General features: G+C 61.4%; 20 protein-coding genes, 1 pseudogene and 1 riboswitch. Of the genes and pseudogenes, 13 read left to right on the forward strand and 8 right to left on the reverse strand.

Features of this window, described 5'->3' with window-relative positions:
* Positions 1-72: 72 nt before the first annotated feature.
* The 7 genes from AC07T0_RS07630 to garD all read left to right on the forward strand — a co-directional run bounded on the left by AC07T0_RS07630 (position 73) and on the right by garD (position 8573).
* Positions 73-1803 (forward strand): ABC transporter ATP-binding protein/permease, encoded by a 1731-nt coding sequence (locus AC07T0_RS07630; RefSeq protein WP_495000588.1) that lies wholly within the window; start codon positions 73-75, stop codon positions 1801-1803.
* A gap of 71 nt (positions 1804-1874) precedes the next feature.
* Positions 1875-2624, forward strand: a complete 750-nt coding sequence (locus tag AC07T0_RS07635; RefSeq protein ID WP_495000589.1) for a FadR/GntR family transcriptional regulator — start codon at positions 1875-1877, stop codon at positions 2622-2624.
* A gap of 64 nt (positions 2625-2688) precedes the next feature.
* A complete protein-coding gene (locus tag AC07T0_RS07640) occupies positions 2689-2904 on the forward strand; it encodes a hypothetical protein (protein WP_495000590.1) in 216 nt (71 codons plus the stop codon).
* Between the two features lie 228 nt (positions 2905-3132).
* A complete protein-coding gene (gene kdgD / locus AC07T0_RS07645) occupies positions 3133-4044 on the forward strand; it encodes a 5-dehydro-4-deoxyglucarate dehydratase (protein WP_495000591.1) in 912 nt (303 codons plus the stop codon).
* A 58-nt stretch (positions 4045-4102) separates the two neighbouring features.
* Positions 4103-5548, forward strand: a complete 1446-nt coding sequence (locus AC07T0_RS07650) for an aldehyde dehydrogenase family protein (RefSeq protein ID WP_495000592.1) — start codon at positions 4103-4105, stop codon at positions 5546-5548.
* A gap of 98 nt (positions 5549-5646) precedes the next feature.
* Positions 5647-7008: an MFS transporter gene (locus AC07T0_RS07655; RefSeq protein ID WP_495000593.1), complete on the forward strand. Its 1362-nt coding sequence runs from the start codon at positions 5647-5649 to the stop codon at positions 7006-7008.
* Positions 7009-7019: 11 nt separating this feature from the next.
* On the forward strand, positions 7020-8573 hold the full coding sequence (gene garD, locus AC07T0_RS07660) for a galactarate dehydratase (protein ID WP_495000594.1): 1554 nt from the start codon (positions 7020-7022) through the stop codon (positions 8571-8573).
* Positions 8574-8810: 237 nt separating this feature from the next.
* Here the strand turns inward: garD and glsB are convergent, their stop codons facing one another.
* On the reverse strand, positions 8811-9719 hold the full coding sequence (glsB, locus tag AC07T0_RS07665; protein WP_495000595.1) for a glutaminase B: 909 nt from the start codon (positions 9717-9719) through the stop codon (positions 8811-8813).
* 203 nt (positions 9720-9922) lie between these two features.
* On the opposite strand from glsB, the gene AC07T0_RS07670 reads away from it, so the two are divergent.
* Positions 9923-10210: a PA4642 family protein gene (locus AC07T0_RS07670; RefSeq protein WP_495000596.1), complete on the forward strand. Its 288-nt coding sequence runs from the start codon at positions 9923-9925 to the stop codon at positions 10208-10210.
* A 200-nt stretch (positions 10211-10410) separates the two neighbouring features.
* On the opposite strand, the gene mqo is transcribed toward AC07T0_RS07670, so the two are convergent.
* A complete protein-coding gene (gene mqo / locus AC07T0_RS07675) occupies positions 10411-11919 on the reverse strand; it encodes a malate dehydrogenase (quinone) (protein WP_495000597.1) in 1509 nt (502 codons plus the stop codon).
* 929 nt (positions 11920-12848) lie between these two features.
* On the opposite strand from mqo, the gene AC07T0_RS07680 reads away from it, so the two are divergent.
* On the forward strand, positions 12849-13433 hold the full coding sequence (locus AC07T0_RS07680) for a YajG family lipoprotein (protein ID WP_495000598.1): 585 nt from the start codon (positions 12849-12851) through the stop codon (positions 13431-13433).
* 65 nt (positions 13434-13498) lie between these two features.
* Here AC07T0_RS07680 and AC07T0_RS07685 read toward each other — a convergent pair whose 3' ends face one another.
* Positions 13499-13705 carry a hypothetical protein gene (locus tag AC07T0_RS07685; protein WP_495000599.1) on the reverse strand — a complete coding sequence of 69 codons (207 nt, stop codon included), beginning with the start codon at positions 13703-13705 and terminating at the stop codon, positions 13499-13501.
* Positions 13706-13840: 135 nt separating this feature from the next.
* Complete coding sequence (locus tag AC07T0_RS07690) at positions 13841-15004, reverse strand: 1-acyl-sn-glycerol-3-phosphate acyltransferase (RefSeq protein WP_495000600.1); 1164 nt, start codon at positions 15002-15004, stop codon at positions 13841-13843.
* A gap of 144 nt (positions 15005-15148) precedes the next feature.
* Between AC07T0_RS07690 and AC07T0_RS07695 the strand changes: the two genes are divergently transcribed.
* The 3 genes from AC07T0_RS07695 (at position 15149) to AC07T0_RS07705 (ending at position 16359) form a co-directional block, all read left to right on the forward strand.
* The gene (locus AC07T0_RS07695; protein WP_495000601.1) at positions 15149-15331 is read left to right on the forward strand and encodes a CPXCG motif-containing cysteine-rich protein; all 183 of its coding nucleotides are present in this window, start codon (positions 15149-15151) and stop codon (positions 15329-15331) included.
* 13 nt (positions 15332-15344) lie between these two features.
* Positions 15345-15605 carry a putative signal transducing protein gene (locus AC07T0_RS07700; RefSeq protein ID WP_495000602.1) on the forward strand — a complete coding sequence of 87 codons (261 nt, stop codon included), beginning with the start codon at positions 15345-15347 and terminating at the stop codon, positions 15603-15605.
* A 133-nt stretch (positions 15606-15738) separates the two neighbouring features.
* Positions 15739-16359 (forward strand): SOS response-associated peptidase, encoded by a 621-nt coding sequence (locus AC07T0_RS07705; RefSeq protein WP_495000603.1) that lies wholly within the window; start codon positions 15739-15741, stop codon positions 16357-16359.
* 64 nt (positions 16360-16423) lie between these two features.
* On the opposite strand, the pseudogene AC07T0_RS07710 reads toward AC07T0_RS07705, so the two are convergent.
* Positions 16424-16516: pseudogene (locus tag AC07T0_RS07710) on the reverse strand (hypothetical protein); the annotation flags it as partial.
* Between the two features lie 129 nt (positions 16517-16645).
* Between AC07T0_RS07710 and AC07T0_RS07715 the strand changes: the two are divergent.
* Positions 16646-17464 (forward strand): M48 family metallopeptidase, encoded by an 819-nt coding sequence (locus AC07T0_RS07715; protein WP_495000604.1) that lies wholly within the window; start codon positions 16646-16648, stop codon positions 17462-17464.
* Between the two features lie 184 nt (positions 17465-17648).
* Here the strand turns inward: AC07T0_RS07715 and AC07T0_RS07720 are convergent, their stop codons facing one another.
* The 3 genes from AC07T0_RS07720 to AC07T0_RS07730 form a co-directional block, all read right to left on the reverse strand.
* Positions 17649-18233, reverse strand: a complete 585-nt coding sequence (locus AC07T0_RS07720) for a TMEM165/GDT1 family protein (RefSeq protein WP_495000605.1) — start codon at positions 18231-18233, stop codon at positions 17649-17651.
* Between the two features lie 87 nt (positions 18234-18320).
* A riboswitch (yybP-ykoY riboswitch) is annotated at positions 18321-18442 on the reverse strand.
* 39 nt (positions 18443-18481) lie between these two features.
* The gene (locus AC07T0_RS07725) at positions 18482-19480 is read right to left on the reverse strand and encodes a methyltransferase (RefSeq protein ID WP_495000606.1); all 999 of its coding nucleotides are present in this window, start codon (positions 19478-19480) and stop codon (positions 18482-18484) included.
* A 33-nt stretch (positions 19481-19513) separates the two neighbouring features.
* Positions 19514-20479, reverse strand: a complete 966-nt coding sequence (locus tag AC07T0_RS07730; RefSeq protein WP_495000607.1) for a 2-hydroxyacid dehydrogenase — start codon at positions 20477-20479, stop codon at positions 19514-19516.
* Between the last annotated feature and the right edge of the window lie 17 nt (positions 20480-20496).

Consider the following 20496-nt stretch of genomic DNA (forward strand, 5'->3'; position numbering starts at 1 on the left):
AATTCGCACGATATCCCGTGCGAATCATCTATGATCGGCTGGTGAAATTTCTTACGCCAACCGAGTCTTAGAATGACTAAGAACGCTGAATATTCCGCGGTCAACGATGCAGTAAAAGGACATTTTTTTCGTAGGATCTGGCAACTGGCCTCGCCTTACTGGCGTAGCGAAGAGAAGGGCAAGGCCTGGTTGTTGCTGATCAGTGTCGTGGCCCTGTCGCTATTCAGCGTCGGCATTTCGGTCTGGTTCAACAATTGGTACAAGGATTTCTACAACGCCTTGCAGGAGAAAAACAGTGAGGCCTTCTGGCACCTGATCCTGTATTTCTGCGGTATTGCCGCGGTTGCCATCCTCGGTGCGGTCTATCGGCTGTACCTGACGCAGATGCTGACCATCAGTTGGCGCCGCTGGCTGACCGAGCAGCATTTCAAACGCTGGCTCGAACACAAGAACTACTACCAGATGGAGGCGAGCGGAAACACCGATAACCCGGACCAGCGACTGAGCGAAGACCTCAACAGCTTTACCAGCGACACCTTGACCCTGGGCTTGGGGCTGTTTCGCACGGTGGTCAGTCTGGTGTCGTTCTCTATCATTCTCTGGGGGATATCGGGAAGTATCGAAGTCTTTGGCGTCACCATTCCCGGCTACATGTTCTGGTGCGCTTTCCTCTATGCGGTCATCGGCAGTTGGTTGACCCGGGTGATCGGTAGCCACCTGATCCCACTGAATAATCAACAACAACGCTTTGAAGCCGATATGCGCTTTTCGTTGGTGCGGGTGCGTGAAAACGCCGAAAGCATTGCCCTGTATGACGGCGAGCCCAATGAGAACCAGCGTCTCAGTACACGTTTCGGCAAGGTCTGGTCCAACTACTGGGCGCTGATGCGGGTCACCAAGCGCCTGACGTTCTTCACCTCCGGTTACACTCAGATCGCGATCATCTTCCCCTTCATGGTGGCGGCGCCGCGCTATTTCGCCGGCAAGATCCAGCTCGGCGAGCTGATGCAGATCAACTCGGCCTTTGGCAATGTGCAGGAAAACTTCAGCTGGTTCATCGATGCTTACTCCACTATCGCGGTATGGAAGGCGACCTGTGACCGGTTGCTGAGTTTCCGTCAGGCCATGGACGACAATGAAGGCCGTGCGCCTGCCATTGACGTGCAGAGCCAGGGCGAGGCATTGCAGGTGAGCAACCTGAACCTGGATCTGGCGGACGGTCGGCATTTGCTGACTGGCGCGAGCATGAGTGTGGCCCCCGGCGAACGCTTGATGCTCAGTGGGCGTTCCGGCAGTGGTAAAAGTACTCTGTTGCGCGCCATGGGTAATCTCTGGCCGCGTGGCGCCGGTAGCATTCGCTTGCCAGCCGGGCGCTCGCTGTTCCTGCCGCAGAAGCCTTACCTGCCGATTGGCAGCCTGCGTGAGGTGATGAGTTATCCACAGTCCGGTGATGCCTACCCGGATGAGCGTTACCAGGAGGTCTTGCAGACGTGCCGCCTGCCGCACCTGGCCGAACGGCTGGATGAGAGCAATCACTGGCAGCGGATGTTGTCGCCGGGCGAGCAGCAGCGGTTGGCTTTCGCCCGTGCGCTGCTCTATACCCCGCAATGGTTGTTCCTCGACGAGGCCACGGCGGCCATGGACGAGGAGGATGAAGCCGTGTTGTATCAGGCGCTGATCGATCAGATTCCAGGCTTGAGTATTGTCAGTGTCGGCCACCGCAGCAGCCTGAACAAGTTCCACCCGCGACATCTGCGTATCGAGCGCGGACACCTGGTCACTCAGGAGGCCGTCAGCGCATAGTCAACGGTGAGCGTACAACCCGGTTGAGCTATGATGCGCGCTCAGCCGTTCAGCCGAGATAGATGTTCGATATGGAAAACCAGAGCGCCGGGCTTCGCCCGACCCGAAAGCGCCGCAGTCTTGCCCAGGAGTTGGTCACGGTGCTCTCCGAGCAGATCCGCGACGGCCAGCTCAAGCGCGGGGACAAGTTACCCACCGAGTCGGCAATCATGGAGGCCCATGGTGTCAGCCGCACGGTGGTGCGCGAGGCGATCTCGCGCCTGCAGGCGGCCGGGCAGGTGGAAACCCGCCATGGCATCGGCACTTTTGTGCTGGATACGCCGAGCCCCAGCGGTTTTCGTATCGATCCGGCGACGGTGGTGACCCTGCGCGATGTGTTGGCGATTCTGGAGTTGCGTATCAGTCTGGAAGTCGAGTCGGCGGGGTTGGCGGCGCAACGCCGTAGCACCGAGCAGTTGGCGGCGATGCGCGCGGCGCTGGATGCGTTGAATGAAAGTGCGGCCCACGCCAGCGATGCGGTGGCTTCGGATTTCCAGTTCCACCTGCAGATTGCCCTGTCCACCGGCAACCGCTACTTCACCGATATCATGACCCACCTGGGCACCAGTATCATTCCCCGGACCCGTTTGAATTCGGCGCGGCTGGCCCATGATGACCAGCAGCACTACATGAATCGGCTGGGGCGTGAGCATGAAGAGATCTATGAAGCGATAGCGCGTCAGGATTCCGATGCGGCGCGGGCAGCGATGCGTTTGCATCTGACCAATAGCCGCGAGCGGTTGCGCCAGGCCCATGAAGAGGCCGAGGCGCAGAAGGGCTGATCAGCGATCAAAGCCTGAAATACGGATTCTGTGGGAACGGAGCTTGTGTGGGGGTTGAGCTTGTGTGGGAGCGGAGCTTGCCCGCGAAGCTTTTGGCGGCTTCAAGGCCGCCTTCGCGGGCAAGCTCCGCTCCCACATTCAGGTGCTTAACATTCAGGTGCTTTATACGCTTCTCAGGATCGTCCGATCCACACGCACCGCCCATTTCGCGGCTTTCGCCGGCCCATCAAATACCACTTTCGTGCAGCAGGAAGTCCTGCGCGCGCTGTTGGATGGCTGACATGTCTGGCTCCTTGATATGTCGTCTTTTCCGTTCAAAATAGCTGTATTGATATACAGTTAAAATTGAACTTTGATGAAAAAATCCTACATCAAGGAAGGAAAGTCTTGTGGGATCTGTTGAGCGATTCCTGTTGACCTTTGTTATTTAAGTTGTACGATGACGTACGACATCAGCCAGCCTGCGCTGTCTCTTTCATCACAACGTGCTTTCCAGGGTGTTCGAATAATGAATCCACAAGAACTGAAGTCCATCCTTTCCTCCGGCCTGCTGTCCTTCCCGGTGACCGATTTCAATGCCCAGGGCGATTTCCATCGCGCTGGCTACATCAAGCGCCTGGAGTGGCTGGCCCCTTACGGCGCGACTGCGCTGTTCGCCGCCGGCGGTACCGGTGAATTTTTCTCCCTGGCAGCCAGTGAATATTCCGAAGTGGTGAAAACCGCCGTCGATACCTGTGCCGGCAGCGTGCCGATCCTCGCCGGTGTCGGTGGTGCGACCCGCCAGGCCATCGAGTACGCTCAGGAAGCCGAACGCCTGGGGGCCAAAGGCCTGCTGTTGTTGCCGCACTACCTGACCGAAGCCAGTCAGGAAGGCGTTGCCGCCCACGTTGAAGCCGTGTGCAAGTCGGTGAAGATCGGCGTGGTGGTGTACAACCGCAACGTCTGCCGCCTGACCGCTCCTCTGCTGGAACGTCTGGCCGAGCGCTGCCCGAACCTGATCGGCTACAAGGATGGCCTGGGCGATATCGAACTGATGGTGTCGATCCGTCACCGTCTCGGCGATCGTTTCAGCTACCTGGGCGGCCTGCCCACCGCGGAAGTCTATGCCGCGGCCTACAAGGCCCTCGGTGTGCCGGTCTACTCTTCGGCGGTGTTCAACTTCATCCCGAAAACCGCGATGGATTTCTACCACGCCATTGCCCGGGACGATCACGCCACCGTCAGCAAGATCATCGACGACTTCTTCCTGCCGTACCTGGATATCCGTAACCGTCGCGCCGGTTACGCGGTGAGTATCGTCAAGGCCGGGGCGAAGATCGTCGGTTATGACGCCGGTCCCGTGCGCACGCCGCTGACCGATCTGCTGCCGGATGAATACGACGCTTTGGCCGCGCTGATCGACAAGCAAGGCGCGCAGTAACAACGAATAAACCAGGCCGCTGAGCAATCAGCGGCTTTTTCGGTTCAGGAGGTTTTCCGTGGCAGATGCAAAGCGTTTCGACAACTACATCGGCGGCCAGTGGGTCGCGGGTGCCGAGTATTCGGCGAATATCAACCCGTCGGATTTGTCCGATGTCATTGGCGAGTACGCCAAGGCGGACCTGGCCCAGGTGCAGTCGGCCATCGACGCCGCCCGTGAGGCGTTCCCGGCCTGGTCCACCTCCGGCATCCAGGCCCGCAGCGATGCGTTGGACAAGGTCGGTGCGGAAATTCTCGCCCGTCGCGAAGAGCTCGGTAACCTGCTGGCCCGGGAGGAGGGCAAGACCCTGCCCGAGGCTATCGGCGAAGTCAGCCGTGCCGGCAATATTTTCAAGTTCTTCGCCGGTGAATGCCTGCGTTTGTCCGGCGATTATCTGCCGTCGGTCCGTCCGGGCGTCAACGTCGAAGTGACCCGTGAAGCGTTGGGCGTGGTTGGCCTGATCACCCCGTGGAACTTCCCGATCGCGATTCCGGCCTGGAAAATCGCTCCGGCCCTGGCCTACGGCAACTGCGTGGTACTCAAGCCGGCCGAACTGGTGCCGGGTTGTGCCTGGGCCCTGGCGGAAATCATTTCCCGCGCCGGTTTCCCGGCCGGTGTGTTCAACCTGGTGATGGGCAGCGGCCGGCTGGTCGGCGAGGCCATGGTCAACAGCCCGAAAGTCGACGGCATCAGCTTTACCGGCTCGGTCGGCGTCGGCCGGCAGATCGCGGTCAACTGCGTGTCGCGCCAGGCCAAGGTGCAGTTGGAGATGGGCGGTAAGAACCCCCAGGTCATCCTCGACGACGCTGACCTCAAGCAGGCCGTCGAGCTGGCGGTGCAGAGTGCGTTCTACTCCACCGGCCAACGTTGCACGGCGTCCAGCCGTTTGATCGTCACCGCCGGGATTCACGACAAGTTCGTCGAGGCCATGGCCGAGCGCATGCGTTCGATCAAGGTCGGTCACGCCCTCAAGAGCGGTACCGATATCGGTCCGGTGGTGTCCCAGGCGCAACTGGAACAGGATCTGAGCTACATCTCCATCGGCCAGTCCGAAGGCGCGCGCCTGGTCTGCGGCGGTGAGTTGGTGACCTGCGATACCGAGGGCTATTTCCTCGCGCCAACGCTGTTTGCCGACAGCGAAGCCTCGATGCGCATCAGTCGCGAAGAGATCTTCGGCCCGGTGGCCAACATCGTTCGCGTAGCCGATTACGAAGCCGCGCTGGCCATGGCCAACGACACCGAGTTCGGTCTCTCCGCCGGTATCGCCACCACTTCGCTGAAGTACGCCAATCACTTCAAGCGCCACTCCCAGGCCGGGATGGTGATGGTCAACCTGCCGACCGCGGGCGTGGATTACCACGTGCCGTTCGGCGGGCGCAAAGGTTCGTCCTACGGTTCCCGTGAGCAAGGTCGCTACGCCCAGGAGTTCTACACCGTGGTCAAGACCAGCTACATCGGTTCGTAACCCGCTTTACCCGCACGGGGCCCTTGCCTGAAGCCCCGTGCGGTACATCACTGAATGTTTTACCCGCGTAAAAAAATAAAGAGTGGGAGTACATCTACATGCAAGCGACCAAGCAGACACACGTCCGCTATTTGATTCTGTTCATGCTGTTCCTGGTGACCACGATCAACTACGCCGACCGTGCCACCATCGCCATTGCCGGCTCCAGCCTGCAAAAAAGCCTCGGCATCGACGCCGTCACCCTCGGTTATATCTTCTCCGCCTTCGGCTGGGCCTATGTGCTCGGGCAGATTCCCGGCGGCTGGCTGCTCGACCGTTTCGGCTCGAAGAAGGTCTATGCGCTGAGCATCTTCACCTGGTCGCTGTTCACTGCCCTGCAAGGTTATGTCGGCGAGTTCGGTGTCTCCACCGCCGTGGTCGCGTTGTTCATGCTGCGCTTCCTGGTGGGCCTGGCCGAAGCGCCATCCTTTCCCGGTAATGCCCGCATCGTCGCGGCCTGGTTCCCTACCGCTGAACGCGGCACCGCCTCGGCGATCTTCAACTCCGCGCAATATTTCGCCACCGTGCTGTTCGCGCCGCTGATGGGTTGGATCGTCTTCACCTTCGGCTGGCAGCATGTGTTCCTGGTGATGGGTTGCCTGGGCGTGGTGTTTTCGCTGATCTGGCTGAAAGTTATCCACAGCCCGCGCCAGCACCCGATGATCAACGACGCCGAGTTCACCCATATTGCCGAGAACGGCGGCATGGTCGACATGGACCAGGGCAAGGCCGCCGGCGGCGGTCCGAAGTGGGACTATGTGCGCCAACTGCTGAGCAACCGCATGATGCTCGGGGTTTACCTGGGCCAGTACTGCATCAACGGCATCACCTATTTCTTCCTGACCTGGTTCCCGGTGTACCTGGTGCAGGAACGTGGCATGACCATCCTCAAGGCCGGCTTCATCGCCTCCTTGCCGGCCATCTGCGGCTTTATCGGTGGCGTGCTGGGTGGGATCATTTCCGATTATCTGCTGCGTCGCGGCCATTCCCTGACCTTCGCCCGCAAGGCGCCGATTATCGGCGGTCTGTTGCTCTCGACCACCATCGTCGCCTGCAACTACGTCGATATCGAATGGATGGTGGTGGGCTTCATGGCCCTGGCGTTCTTCGGCAAGGGGGTCGGTGCGCTGGGTTGGGCCGTGGTTTCCGATACCTCGCCGAAGCAGATTGCCGGCTTGAGTGGCGGTCTGTTCAACATGTTCGGCAATATCGCTTCCATCACCACGCCGATCGTAATCGGCTACATCATCAGCGCCACCGGTTCGTTCAAGTGGGCTCTGGTGTTTGTCGGCGCCAATGCGCTGTTGGCGGTGATCAGCTATGTGGTGATCGTCGGTGAGATCAAGCGGGTCGAACTGCGCGAGCCACCGGCCGGCCCCAAGCACGATAGCGAACCCCGTCTGTCCCAAGCCCATTCCTGAGGAGCGGCGTCATGCAGTTGATTGAACATTCCGACTCGCCGCGCTACATCCGCCTGCACGAGCGGGACAATGTGGTGATCGTGGTCAATGACCAGGGTGTGCCGGCCGGCACCGAGTTCGCGGACGGCCTGGTGACCCGCGAGCACATTCCCCAGAGCCACAAGGTGACGCTGGTGGATATCGCCGAGGGTGGCGAAGTGATCCGCTACGGCCAGGTCATCGGTTATGCGTTGCTGCCGATTCCCCAGGGCAGTTGGGTCAAGGAAGATCAGTTGCGCATGCCCACCGCGCCGCCGCTGGACAGCCTGCCGTTGTCCACCGATGTGCCGACGGCCCAGGCGCCGCTTGAAGGCTTCACCTTCGAAGGTTATCGCAATGCCGACGGCACCGTCGGTACGCGCAATATCCTCGGTATCACCACCACGGTGCAGTGCGTCACCGGGGTGCTGGACCATGCGGTCAAGCGCATCAAGGACGAACTGCTGCCCAAGTACCCGCATGTCGATGACGTGGTGGCGTTGACCCACAGCTATGGCTGCGGCGTGGCGATTACCGCGACCGACGCCTATATCCCGATTCGCACCGTGCGCAACCTGGCGCGCAACCCCAACCTGGGTGGCGAAGCATTGGTGATCAGCCTCGGCTGCGAGAAGTTGCAGGCCGGCCAGGTGATGCACGAGGGCGACAGCTCGGTGGACCTGAGCGAGCCGTGGTTGTATCGGCTGCAGGATTCCAGCCATGGTTTTACCGAGATGATCGAGCAGATCATGGCGTTGGCGGAAACCCGTCTGAAGAAACTTGATCTGCGGCGTCGGGAAACCGTGCCAGCGTCGGAGTTGATTCTCGGTATGCAGTGTGGCGGCAGCGATGCGTTTTCCGGGATCACTGCCAACCCGGCCTTGGGTTATGCGTCCGATCTGTTGTTGCGGGCCGGGGCGACGGTGATGTTTTCCGAAGTCACGGAAGTGCGCGATGCGATCTACCTGCTGACCTCGCGGGCGGAAAGCCTGCCGGTGGCCGAGGCGCTGGTGCGCGAGATGGATTGGTACGACCGCTACCTGGCCAAGGGCGAGGCCGATCGCAGCGCCAATACCACGCCGGGGAACAAGAAGGGCGGGTTGTCGAATATTGTCGAGAAGTCCCTGGGCTCCATCGTCAAGTCCGGCAGCAGCGCGATTAACGGCGTGCTCGGTCCGGGCGAGCGCTTTACGCGCAAGGGCCTGATCTTCTGTGCGACGCCGGCCAGTGATTTTGTCTGCGGTACCTTGCAACTGGCGGCCGGGATGAACCTGCACGTGTTCACCACCGGGCGTGGCACGCCTTATGGGCTGGCGATGGCCCCGGTGGTGAAGGTCTCGACCCGTACCGAGTTGGCGCAGCGCTGGCCGGACCTGATCGATATCGATGCCGGGCGGATTGCGACCGGACGGGCTTCTATCGAGGACCTGGGTTGGGAGTTGTTCAACTACTACCTGGATGTCGCCAGCGGCCGGAAACGGACCTGGGCCGAGCAGCACAAGCTGCACAACGACATTACCTTGTTCAATCCGGCGCCGATCACCTGAGGCCTCAGCGACGCCATCAACCCTGTAGGAGCCAGCTTGCTGGCGATAGCGGTATATCAGACGACAACAATGTCGACTGCCAGATCGCAATCACTGTAGGAGCCAGCTTGCTGGCGATAGCGGTATATCAGACGACAACAATATCGACTGCCAGATCGCAATCGCCAGCAAGCTGGCTCCTACAGGGAGGGGGCGTGTTGGCCGGGCTGTCTACCGGCAACCAAGGCTTAGGCTGTTTTAGAACACCGACCAACCGATCCGTTGACTCAGCAACTCCAACACCGCCATCCCCACCAGCGAGTTGCCAGCCGCATTCAGCTCCGGCGCCCACACGCACACGGTAAAGCGCCCCGGAACCACCGCAACAATCCCACCGCCGACACCGCTCTTGCCCGGCAAGCCGACCCGATAGGCAAAATTCCCGGCCTCGTCATACAGCCCGCTAGTGGCCATGATCGAGTTGACCTGCTGGGTCTGGCGGCGGGTCAGGATCTGCTCGCCGCTGTGCTTGCAGAATCCGTCATTGGCCAGGAAGCCGAACGCCCGCGCCAGGTCGATGCAGTTCATGCGCAGGGCGCAGTGGCTGAAATAGCTGCGCAGCACGGCTTCGACATCGTTGTGAAAATTGCCGAACGACTGCATCAGATAGGCCATGGCCGCGTTGCGCGCCCGGTGCTGGTATTCCGACTCGGCGACCTTGCCGTCCACCATGACCTGCATATTGCCCGACAGGCGCCGGGCGAAATCGCGCATCGACAGTGCCGGCGCGGCGAAACGCGATTGATTGATATCGCAGATCACCAGGGCACCGGCGTTGATAAACGGATTGCGCGGGCGACCGCGTTCGAACTCCAGCTGCACCAGTGAGTTGAACGGCTGCCCGGAGGGCTCATGGCCCAGTCGCTCCCAGATCGCTTCGCCGGAGTGATGGATCGCCTGCACCAGGCTGAAGACCTTGGAAATACTCTGGATCGAGAACGGCGTCTGCGCATCGCCGGCCTGGAACAGCTCGCCGTCGTTGCTGTACACGGCAACACCCAGCTGATTGCCAGGCACATCGGCCAGCGCCGGAATGTAATTGGCCACTTTGCCCTGGCCGATCAATGGCCGGACTTCATCGAGGATTTCGTTCAACAGCGCTTGCATGCTCGGGCTCGCAGTCACTTCCCGCCGGGTTGCGGGGCTACATGCTGCTAGACGCCACATGAGCGGTTGGGAGCACAGTTTTTATGCTCGGGGTTTAGCCATTGGCGCACTTGCGGACCGGATCAGTTACTACTCGTTGAGACCGGAGCAGAGGCGGGGGTAAACTGCCTGCCCCGTGTAATGTCTGTTGGCTGGAGCCGGTAATGCGCAAAGATAAGAAACAGGTGATTGGTGACGAGATCGGCGATGCGCAGATCAAGTTGTTTCTCGATTTCGAGCCAGTCGACGCCACCTCGCCGTCCCTGCACAAGCTGATCAAGGCCTACCGCGGCCTGCGTATCGACGATTTCGAGCGCTTCCTGGCGTTCTTCAAGGAAGCCGGTTATGACCTCGACGGCAAGGACGAGCACGGCCAGGACTTCGTGAGCCTGATCCGCGACCAGCGCAATGCCGGCGACTATATCGAGTTGATCGACAACGCTCGCGGGTAAGGTTCAAGACCGCGTCGCCTGCATCGCGAGCAAGCTTGCTCCTACAATGCTGCGGCGAACCGACATTTCGTGTTCGGCGCCGTTCCTGTAGGCGCCAGCTTGCTCGCGATGAACGATAACGCGGATTTTCGTTAAACCCCGAGCAAAAAAACGCCCCGCTCTTCAACCGAAGGGCGGGGCGTTTTTTGTCAGCGCTCACCTCAAGCGTAGCTTTCGGTCTCGCTGCTCGGCTCAACCAGTTCCAGGCGGACGTTGTTCTGCGCGTTGATCTGGCGATACAACCGCGCATCCGTCTCCAGGACCTTTTCCCGTGCCGGGAAGATTTCATGGAGTTTGGCCGCCCACTCGCCCTTGGCCTTTTCCGGGAAGCAGCGTTCGATCAGTTCGAGCATGATCGATACGGTCACCGAAGCGCCCGGCGAGGCACCGAGCAGGGCGGCCAACGAGCCGTCCTTGGCCGAAACCAATTCGGTACCGAACTGCAGGACGCCGCCTTTCTTCGGGTCCTTCTTGATGATCTGCACCCGCTGGCCGGCCACTTCCAGGCGCCAGTCCTCGGCTTTCGCTTCCGGGTAGAAGCGGCGCAGGGATTCCAGGCGCTGCTCCATGGACTGCATCACTTCGCTGATCAGGTACTTGGTCAGGTCCATGTTGTCGCGGGCCACGGCCAGCATCGGGCCAATGTTGCCGGCCCGCACCGACAGCGGCAGGTCCATCAGCGAGCCGTGTTTGAGGAACTTGGTGGTAAAACCGGCATAAGGCCCGAACAACAGCGACTTATTGCCGTCGACCACGCGGGTGTCCAGGTGCGGCACCGACATCGGTGGCGAACCCACGGCGGCCTGGCTGTAGACCTTGGCCTGGTGATGCTTGACCACTTCCGGATTGTCGCAACGCAGCCACTGGCCGCTCACCGGGAAGCCGCCGAACCCCTTGCTTTCCTCGATGCCCGAAGCCTGCAGAAGCGGCAGTGCCGCGCCGCCGGCGCCGAGGAAGACGAACTTGGCATCGACGTCACGGCTGTTGCCGCTGTTCACGTCCTTGATGCTCACGGTCCAGCCGGCGCCGTTGCGCTTGAGGCCGGTGACACGCTTGCAGTACTTGACCTGGGTGTCGGGGGCGCTGGTCAGGTGCTTGAGCAACTGATTGGTCAGGGCCCCGAAGTTGACGTCGGTGCCTTTCATCACGCGGGTCGCGGCAATCGCCTCGTCGGCCGGCCGGCCCGGCATCATCAGCGGCATCCACTCGGCCATCTTCGCCCGGTCTTCGGTGTATTCCATCTCGGTGAAGGCGTGGTGCGGATGCAGGGCCTCAAAGCGTTTCCTGAGGAACTCAACGCCTTTGTCGCCCTGGACGAAGCTCAGGTGCGGCACCGGGCTGATGAAGGACTTGCACGAACCGAAGGTGCCTTTCTGGGCCAGATAGGCCCAGAACTGCTTCGACACCTCGAACTGGGTGTTGATGTGCACGGCTTTCTTGATGTCGATGGAGCCGTCAGCCGCCTGCGGCGTGTAGTTCAGCTCGCACAGCCCGGCATGGCCGGTACCGGCGTTGTTCCACGGGTTGGAACTCTCCGCGGCACCGGAATCCATCAGCTCGACGACTTCCAGCTTGATCGCGGGGTCGAGCTCCTTGAGCAGCACCGCAAGGGTGGCACTCATGATGCCGGCCCCAACCAGGACCACATCAACTGCTTCGTTATGCGCCATTAACGCGTCTCCAAAATCTGCAGCACCACATTGACGGCATGGCTGCCGGGCATGGGCGGGGCTCGTTTAACGTTAGCCCAGCAATGACCCGACCAGGATGGCCATGTCCGATTCTTCGCAATTTCTTGCAACTTCAGCGGACGCTGCCGGTGGGCCCAAGGTGCGTATGAACGCATGTGTGGGCAACACGGGCAATTCGACTTATGGTCAAGAGCGTCCGATTCGTGCAACCAAATCCGTAAGCGAACAGGCGTCAAGCACCTGTCGGGGTGTATCGGGTCCTGTGTGATGAGGTCGTTGGGGACGCTGATGGTGCCTGTTCAGACGCGAAACTATTCATTTGTTCGCCACACTCTCGTGAAGTTGTGAAAACCCGTTTTTTCACGCTCTTTTGAAGACGTGAACCTCAAAAAAGGGCTGCCGCGGTCTGTCACCGGGCCCGCAGTGCGAATACCCGCCGGGAAGGGCAGGCGGCACGGGCCAACAACTCAGTGAGCGAGCACAAGGGCAGCTCTGGCAGATTCGCTGAAAACGGTGGTTTGCGCAGGTAACAGCAAGCTCGCCGGCTTCACTCGATCTGTGTGGGCGGCTCTCTGTGGGCAGTACGAAGGTGCCGATGCAAGCGCATTGGCGGTGCTGCGAGGCCCGATCAGGAGACGTCCTTATAATCGGGGTGAGATTGTAACTAAGAAACGGGGAAAAATGGTCGTGTTTAATGACTTTTATTCGGCATCTGGTCAGATGCCGGGCAACGGCGTCGATCAGAGCCCGTGGGCAGGGTCGCAGGCCGGTGTGACAGGCGTGTGACGGGAACGCCGGCCGGGCGTGCTTGTCAGACTTTTCAGCAAGCAGTGGCGGTGCTGGTTAGCGACGCCCGGGCCCCGCTATACTCAGTGCTTGAATGATGCCTGGTCCTTGGAGAGATGAGCATGTTGCAACGCCTGTTGTTCGGTTTGATCGCTGTAACCAGTTTGACGCTTGTCGGCTGTGCCAACAGCCCGCAACAACTCAGCCCGCAGCCCACGCTCACGACTCAGCTGGCGCCGGTCGGCCATGGCCAGCCGGTGGTGGTGCGGGTGGTGGACGGTCGTCGCTCGCCGGTATTGGGCACGCGGGGCGGCCTGTACCCTGAAACCAGCGCCATTACCGTGCAAGGTGCCGACCTGATCCCGAGACTGCAGGCCCAGGCCGACGCGGCCGTGCGCCTGTTGGGTTTTACCCCGACGCCGAATGCGATGAACGCGCCGGTACTGACCGTGACCTTGTCCGACCTGACCTATCAGTCGCCGAAGGAAGGCATGTATGTGACCGAGGCGACCATCGGCGCCAACTTCCGCTCTGACGTGACCAACGCCAACCGTCGTTACAGCGGTAGCTACGGAGCGTCCTTGAACCAGCGTTTCGGCATGGCGCCGAACGAAGAGGCGAACACCAAGTTGATCAGCGACGTGTTGAGCGATGCGCTGACCCGGGTATTCAAGGACCCGAAAATCGGCCAAGCGCTGAGCGAATAACCTGTAGGAGCCGGCTTGCCGGCGATGGGGCCCTCAAGGGCACCCAAAGGCTTGGCGTGGCAACCTCACGCCGCCTCCACATAAAGATCGAGCACACTGACCCCGGTCAGCAGATCGGCTTCCGGCAGGTCGGCGTGCTGGTGCCCGCCCAGGGCGCAATACACCAGCCAATGGCGGTCCTGGACGTTGAACGACATGGCGTCCACCAGCGCCTCCTGTTCGTCGCTGGGGGCGATCAGATAAAGACGATCCTGGTTCTCTGCGTGCAGCATGACAAGCTCCGTGGGCTATCGAGGGGCGACAGACTGGCTTGTTAAGGTGACGTTCCGGTGACAACGGAAATTAACCCGACCAACAGAAACAACAACGGCGCCCGTGGGCGCCGTTGTTGTTTATAAGCGTTGCTATTAAAGCGCCAGGCCGGCTTTGACCCGATACTGATTACGCACTGGTGTCGCATATTGCTGCACCAGGTAGGGACGGTGCTCGACCGGGCAGGCGTCCAGGCGACTCTGCCATTGCGCTTGGGCCTTGGCCAGTTCGTCGGCGGGGAACACCTGGGCGGCGGCGGGCACCGGCAATTGCGGATCGGCGTCGCTCCACTGGGCATACGCCAGGTAGTGCACCGGGAACAGGCGATAACCTTCGAGAATATGCCGGTCCATTTCCGTGGCCAGGACCTTGGTGTCCTCGAACTCGCCGGTCAGGGGCGCGGCGAAGTTCACATGTACCCGGCCCTTGTAGCCGGTGATACCCTTGGCGATGCTGACGTCATCCTCGCCCGGTGCCTTGGTGTAGCGGCCAGTGGTGGCGCGGATATACAGCTCGCGCGCCTTGGCCTGGTCACAGGGGTCGTACTCGTAGCTGATGGACACCGGGGTCAGGTTCAGCGAGCGGATGACCTCGGCGAACGGTTCGTCCTTGCGGCTCATGTGGAACATTTTCAGGATCGCCGACTCGGTACGGTCGTCACCGTCCTTGGCCCGTCCTTCGGCCTGGGCGATCCAGATCGACTGGCAGTCGTGGCGGATCGAGTGGTTGATATAGGCCGAGAGCAATTGATAGGCGGCCATCTTTTCCCGCCGTCCGGCGATCGAACGGTGCACGATAAAGCTCTTGTTCAGGCGCATCAGGTCGCTGACGAAGGGCTTTTGCAGCAGATTGTCGCCGATGGCGATGCGCGGCGTGGGCAAACCGGCGTGATACACGGCGTAGTTGACGAAGGCCGGGTCCATCACGATGTCCCGGTGGTTGGCCAGGAACAGGTAGGCCTGGCCTGACTTGAACTGTTCGACGCCGGTGTAGGTGACGCCGTCGGTGGCGTGCTCGATGGTCCGGTCGACGTAGACCTCGACCTTGTCCTGCAAGGTGGCGACCGAAGTCACACCGGCGAATTCACGGCGCAGGCGGTAGGCGATCAGCGGTTTGAGCAGCCAGCCGAAGGCACCGGCCAGACGCGGGAAACTGAAGTGGGTGAGGATATCCAGAAACGCCTGGTCGCGGAACAGCCGGGCCATGACGGCCGGTACTTCACTGTCGTCGTAAGGTCGGATGGTATCGAATTCGCCCATCATGCTCTCTTGTTGGAAACGGCTAGGGTAAGTAGAGGTTTGAGTGATAAATAACAAAGCCCGGTCTGGAAAATAAAGCCCAGACATAAAATGGCCTGGCAAATAGACCGGCGATTATACGCACAAGTCACTTCGGAGGCCGCGATGCTGGAAACTGAGCGTTACGAATGTCCCTATTGCGGTGAAATCGGTGAGGCGCTGCTGGACCTGTCCGGCGGCGACCAGACTTATATCGAGGACTGCGCGGTGTGCTGTCGGCCAATTACCTTTGTCCTGCAGACCGATGGCGAGGAATGGATGCTCGACGTTTACAGCGAGAACGAGTGATGAGGGCCTCCCTATGCAGCGTATCTACGAGCCGGAAAACCTGATGGAAGGCGAGTTGTTGCAAGGCATGCTCGCCAGTGAAGGGATTCAGGCGCATCTGGTGGGGCGTGACCTGCTGGGTGGGGCGGGCGAGTTGCCGATTTTCGGCCTGCTGGCCCTGGCGGTGGACAATGACCAGGCGCAATCCGCGCGGGCGTTGATCGCCGCGTACAATGCGGCATTGCCGATGGCCGGTGACGAGCCGGATAGCTTTCCGGATGTGCTGGTCTGTTAGCCTGTGTGCGCAATGTTGAATGCGCGTGAACGATTCCTCACTGCGCCGCGAACCCTGTAGGAGCCGGCAAGCCGGCTCCTACACGGACCGCGTGTACCTAGTCCCGAGTTTTTGAAAAGAGCCGTATTGCCCCATGTGTGGACGTTATGCCCTGTTTCGCTGGAACCCCACCTTCGCGGCCTTGCCCGGCTTTCCCGCCGACCAGCAGGCGCAGTGGAATATTTCTCCCAATGATTCGGTGCTGATTCTGCGTGCCGCCGAGGGGCAGCGTGAGCTGGCCCGTGCCCGTTGGGGGCTGACCCCGGCCTGGCTGACCGATCTGTCGAAGACCCCGGCCCACGCCCGCGCCGAAACCCTGGCCGAGCAGCCGATGTTTCGCCAGGCATTCCGCGAGCGGCGTTGCCTGTTGCCGGCCAACGGTTTCTACGAATGGCGCGGCACCCAGCGTAAGCGGCCTTATTGGCTGACGCCGGCGGAAGGTTCGAGCCTGTTTTTCGCGGCGATCTGGGAGGCCTATCCGGTGGCTGGGCATGTCTGGTTGAGCACCGCGGTGGTGACCCAGGCGGCGTCGAATCAGCGACGGCCGCTGATCCTGGATGCGGCGGAGCAGGAGGCCTGGTTGTCCGCAGACACCTCGATGACGGATTTGCAGGCGTTGCTGGCCAGTCCCCAGGCACCTTTGCGTGAGCGGGTGCTGGCCAACCTGGTGAATGATCCGAAGCTCAATGCGCCGGAGTGCCTGACGCCGGGATGAGGCACGCTGCCGACCGCTTGAGCCGCACCAACGACCGACACGGTACCTGTAGGCGCCGGCTTGGTCATTGCGCACGGGCTGCGCTCGACTCGTCGGCGCAGCCCGCCACTTCATTCGCTACCTGGCCACTATTGATCACATTGCGGTTGATGTCGTCGTGGGTTTATGAATATTTTCCTGCGAGAAAGGCGGGATGTATCTGAAATTGATGTACTGCGTGTCAGTTGTATCTGGCGCCGATACAATTCGCCGCCTAGGATAGCCGCAGTTTTCAGGAAGAGTATTCATGGCTAGAGCTTGGGTGTTGGGCGCGTTGAGCGCGAGTTTGCTGTTGAGCGGGTGCCAGGCGGTTAACACCACCAACGGTGGTGCGGTCGGGGTTGAGCGCAAGCAGTACATGTTCAGCCTGTTATCGAGCCAGCAAGTCGATCAGATGTACGCCCAGTCGTACCAGAAGACCCTGGGCGAGGCGGGCGGCAAGGGCGTTCTGGACAAGACCAGCGCCAATGCCAAGCGGGTCCAGGCGATTGCCAGGCGCTTGATCGCCCAGGCGCCGACCTTCCGTCCGGACTCGGCGCAATGGCAGTGGGAGGTCAATCTGATCAAGAGCGACGAGCTCAATGCCAACTGCGGTCCTGGCGGCAAGATCATCTTTTATAGCGGCTTGATCGACCAGTTGAAGCTGAGCGACGACGAGATTGCCGCGGTGATGGGGCATGAAATTGCCCACGCCTTGCGCGAGCACGGGCGTGAGGCGATGTCCAGGGCGTATGGGATCGAGATGGCGAAGCAGGGCGCGGGTGCCTTGTTCGGCCTGGGGCAGGACAGCCTGGCGCTGGCCGATACCGTGGCCAACTACGGCATGACCTTGCCCAACAGCCGGGCCAACGAAAACGAGGCGGACCTGATCGGCCTGGAGCTGGCGGCCCGTGCCGGTTACAACCCGAACGCGGCCATCAGCCTGTGGAACAAGATGAGCAAGGCGGCTGAAGGCGCACCGCCGGAATTCATGAGTACCCACCCGGCATCCGCCAGTCGTATTGCCTCGCTGGAGGCGGCGATTCCGAAGGTGATGCCGTTGTATCAGCAGGCCAGGAAGTCCTGACCGGTTGTGGCAAGTTGGGCAAGTGCCCTATACCGTTCAATTAAGGCCGAACACCGTCCCAGTAGGAGCCGGCTTGCCGGCGATGAGGCCCTTGAGCCTTGCGCTGCCCATTCGGACGCCATCGCCGGCAAGCCGGCTCCTACAGGTTACGTGGCGTTTTCAATATCCCAACAAGGGACTTGCTCTAGATCCAGCCGCTGCTCTGCATCGCCTTGTACACCGCGACCGCCGCGAGGATGAAGAACGCCGTTGCCGCCAGGCGCCGGATCAGGGTCAACGGCAATTTGTCAGCCGCGAAGTTGCCCGCCAGTACCACCGGCACGTTGGCGATCAACATGCCCAGGGTGGTGCCGATGATCACTAGCCACAGCTCCGGATATTGCGCCGCCAGCATCACCGTGGCGATCTGAGTCTTGTCACCGATTTCGGCGAGGAAGAACGCGATCAGGGTGGTCAGGAACGGGCCGAATTTGCGCGCCGTGGTGGTCTCGTCATCATCGATTTTGTCCGGCACCAGGGTCCACAGGGCGGTGGCGGTAAAGCTCGCCGCGAGGATCCAGTGCAGCACCGCATCGGAGAAGAAACTGCCGAACCAGGCGCCTAGCGCACCGGCTGCCGCATGGTTGGCCAGGGTTGCCGCGACGATACCGGCAATGATCGGCCAGGGTTTGCGAAAGCGAGCCGCCAGAATGAGCGCGAGCAGCTGCGTCTTGTCGCCGATTTCGGCCAAGGCAACGATTGCAGTGGGGACGAGCAGGGAATCCAGCATCAGGTTTTCCTAAGGGGCGGGTCGACACGGCTATGACACGTACAGCCTTCCCGCCCCGGGTAAGGTGTGCGTGTCATAGGTCTTGTCAAACCCTGGGCCCGTCTGTGCGGACCCTGGGTCGCATGCGCCATGGTCTGTTGACCAAGTATGTTGACGCATGCCGGACGAGCGTGGCGCTCGTGGGAGACTACTCCCCTAGGACGGAGCGGATTCTGCCTAGGCAAAATCCATTGCGCAAGCCTTCTTTTTCAGCCGCGCTTGGCGCTGTAGACCCGAAAGCCCTGGCCCTCGGCCTTGGTCACACAGCGCCCCAGATGCTCTTCTATCAACGGCTGATAGCGCAGGAAACTGTTCGCCACCAGTCGAAGTTCGCCGCCGTTTTTCAGATGTTTGGCGGCTTTTCGCAGCAAGTTCTCCGTTGCCAGGTAATCGGTGTGGACCCCGACATGGAACGGCGGGTTGCTCAGGATCGCACTCAAGCCCATGGGTGCGGCATCGATGCCGTCACCGGTCAGCACTTCGCCGTCGAGGCCGTTGGCGGCCAGGGTCAGGCGACTGCTGGCGGTGGCAAAAGCATCGACGTCGAGCAGGATGACGTGGTTGTGCGGGTAACGGCGTTTCACGGCCGCGCCGAGTACGCCGGCGCCACAACCGAAGTCCAGCAGGTTGCCGCTCGGCAGTTTGTCCAGATGCTCCAGCAGCAGGGCGCTGCCGCGATCCAGCCGGCCGTGGCTGAACACCCCGGGCAGGCTGACCACCTTGAGCGGCCCTTCGGCCAGGTCCAGTTCATAGTGTCGGGCCAGGCTTTCCAGTGGCTGGGCGAGCGGCGCCTCGGCCACGGTGACCTGCCACAGCTGGCAATGCCGGGCGCTGTCGAGCTTGCGCGGCTTGCCGAAGGGGTTGAGCTGCTTGGCCGCGGCTTCGATACCGCTGCGTTTTTCCCCGACCAGGAACACCTCGCCGCCGGGCAGGCGCGAGGCCACGGCGTTGAGCAGGTAGTCGGTCAGGTCCTTGGCCTTGGGCAAGAACACCACGGCGCTGTCGAACGGCATCTCGGGGATATTCACGCCAAACTGGCTGCGGCCTTCGAAGCGCGCTTCGAGTGCCGCCTGATCGCCGGCGTGCCAGCACCAGCCGTGGGCGTTGGGCAGGCGTCCGAGCAGGTCGTCGGCGGGCAGCCCGACGAGCAACAGTTTGCCCTGGAAATACTCGGCCTGACGAAGCAGTACTTCACTGCGCGGATCCATGGTCTGCTCCCTGAAAAAAAGTGCCGCAGTCTATCAACTGACAACCCGCAACGCTTCACCGTTGAAGAAACCCCGGGCGTTTTCCGCCAACTGCCCGACGATTCGTTGCCGGGCTTCACGGCTGCCCCAGGCGTTATGCGGGGTGATGATCAGGCGCGGGATATCGCCGGCCAGCAGTGGGTTGCCGTTGGTCGGTGGTTCGACGCTCAGCACATCGCTGGCGGCCCCGCCCAGGTGGCCGCTGCGCAGGGCATCGGCCAGGGCCAGTTCGTCGATCAGGCCGCCGCGGGCGGTATTGACCACGAAGGCCCCGGGCTTGAGCTGCGCGAGTTCAGCGGCGCCGATGAAGTGGCGGGTGTATTCGTTGAGCGGACAGTGCAGGGTCAGCGCGTCGACCTGTGGCAGCAGTTGAGCCAGCGGCACGCGATCGGCCCGGGCCGGGCGTCCGGGAATCTGCCCGAGCAATACGCGCATGCCGAAGGCTTCGGCGAGTCGCGCCACCGCACCGCCGAGTTCGCCATGGCCGAGCAGGCCGAGGGTCTTGCCTTCCAGCTCGACAATCGGGAAGTCCAGCAGGCAGAACTGTTTGGCCTGTTGCCAGCGGCCTTCGCCCACGGCTTTCTGGTAATCGGTCAGGCGCGTGGCCAGGGCCAGCAGCAGCATCAGGGTGTGCTGGGCCACCGACGGCGTGCCGTAGCCCTGGCAGTTGCTCACGGTAATGCCCTGGGCGCGGGCGGCGGCCAGGTCGACATTGTTGGTGCCGGTGGCGCTGATCAGGATCAGCTTCAGGTCGGGACAGGCGGCCAGGGTGGCGGCGGTCAACGGGACCTTGTTGCTGATGGCGACGCTGGCGCCTTTCAGGTGTTCGACGACCGTCTCCGGCGTGGTCGTGGCACACAGCCGCAGCTCGTCGAAGCAGGCCCGCAGCGGATCGAGGTCCAGATCGCCGAGATCCAGGGAAGGGTGATCGAGGAATACCGCGCGGCGGGAGTTGCTCATCAACTGTACCTTTTGTG

The organism is Pseudomonas sp. GW821-FHT04D07 (genome assembly GCF_059420225.1).

What these genes read in the sequence shown, in the direction of transcription:
- AC07T0_RS07690 (WP_495000600.1), bottom strand. Translation starts at nt 15,004, where the DNA reads ATGGGCGAATTCGATACCATCCGACCTTACGACGACAGTGAAGTACCG.
- AC07T0_RS07630 (WP_495000588.1), top strand. Translation starts at nt 73, where the DNA reads ATGACTAAGAACGCTGAATATTCCGCGGTCAACGATGCAGTAAAAGGA.
- AC07T0_RS07635 (WP_495000589.1), top strand. Translation starts at nt 1,875, where the DNA reads ATGGAAAACCAGAGCGCCGGGCTTCGCCCGACCCGAAAGCGCCGCAGT.
- AC07T0_RS07715 (WP_495000604.1), top strand. Translation starts at nt 16,646, where the DNA reads ATGGCTAGAGCTTGGGTGTTGGGCGCGTTGAGCGCGAGTTTGCTGTTG.
- AC07T0_RS07730 (WP_495000607.1), bottom strand. Translation starts at nt 20,479, where the DNA reads ATGAGCAACTCCCGCCGCGCGGTATTCCTCGATCACCCTTCCCTGGAT.
- glsB (WP_495000595.1), bottom strand. Translation starts at nt 9,719, where the DNA reads ATGCAAGCGCTGTTGAACGAAATCCTCGATGAAGTCCGGCCATTGATC.
- AC07T0_RS07720 (WP_495000605.1), bottom strand. Translation starts at nt 18,233, where the DNA reads ATGCTGGATTCCCTGCTCGTCCCCACTGCAATCGTTGCCTTGGCCGAA.
- AC07T0_RS07655 (WP_495000593.1), top strand. Translation starts at nt 5,647, where the DNA reads ATGCAAGCGACCAAGCAGACACACGTCCGCTATTTGATTCTGTTCATG.
- AC07T0_RS07670 (WP_495000596.1), top strand. Translation starts at nt 9,923, where the DNA reads ATGCGCAAAGATAAGAAACAGGTGATTGGTGACGAGATCGGCGATGCG.
- AC07T0_RS07705 (WP_495000603.1), top strand. Translation starts at nt 15,739, where the DNA reads ATGTGTGGACGTTATGCCCTGTTTCGCTGGAACCCCACCTTCGCGGCC.
- AC07T0_RS07685 (WP_495000599.1), bottom strand. Translation starts at nt 13,705, where the DNA reads ATGCTGCACGCAGAGAACCAGGATCGTCTTTATCTGATCGCCCCCAGC.
- mqo (WP_495000597.1), bottom strand. Translation starts at nt 11,919, where the DNA reads ATGGCGCATAACGAAGCAGTTGATGTGGTCCTGGTTGGGGCCGGCATC.
- garD (WP_495000594.1), top strand. Translation starts at nt 7,020, where the DNA reads ATGCAGTTGATTGAACATTCCGACTCGCCGCGCTACATCCGCCTGCAC.
- AC07T0_RS07725 (WP_495000606.1), bottom strand. Translation starts at nt 19,480, where the DNA reads ATGGATCCGCGCAGTGAAGTACTGCTTCGTCAGGCCGAGTATTTCCAG.
- AC07T0_RS07680 (WP_495000598.1), top strand. Translation starts at nt 12,849, where the DNA reads ATGTTGCAACGCCTGTTGTTCGGTTTGATCGCTGTAACCAGTTTGACG.
- AC07T0_RS07700 (WP_495000602.1), top strand. Translation starts at nt 15,345, where the DNA reads ATGCAGCGTATCTACGAGCCGGAAAACCTGATGGAAGGCGAGTTGTTG.
- AC07T0_RS07695 (WP_495000601.1), top strand. Translation starts at nt 15,149, where the DNA reads ATGCTGGAAACTGAGCGTTACGAATGTCCCTATTGCGGTGAAATCGGT.
- kdgD (WP_495000591.1), top strand. Translation starts at nt 3,133, where the DNA reads ATGAATCCACAAGAACTGAAGTCCATCCTTTCCTCCGGCCTGCTGTCC.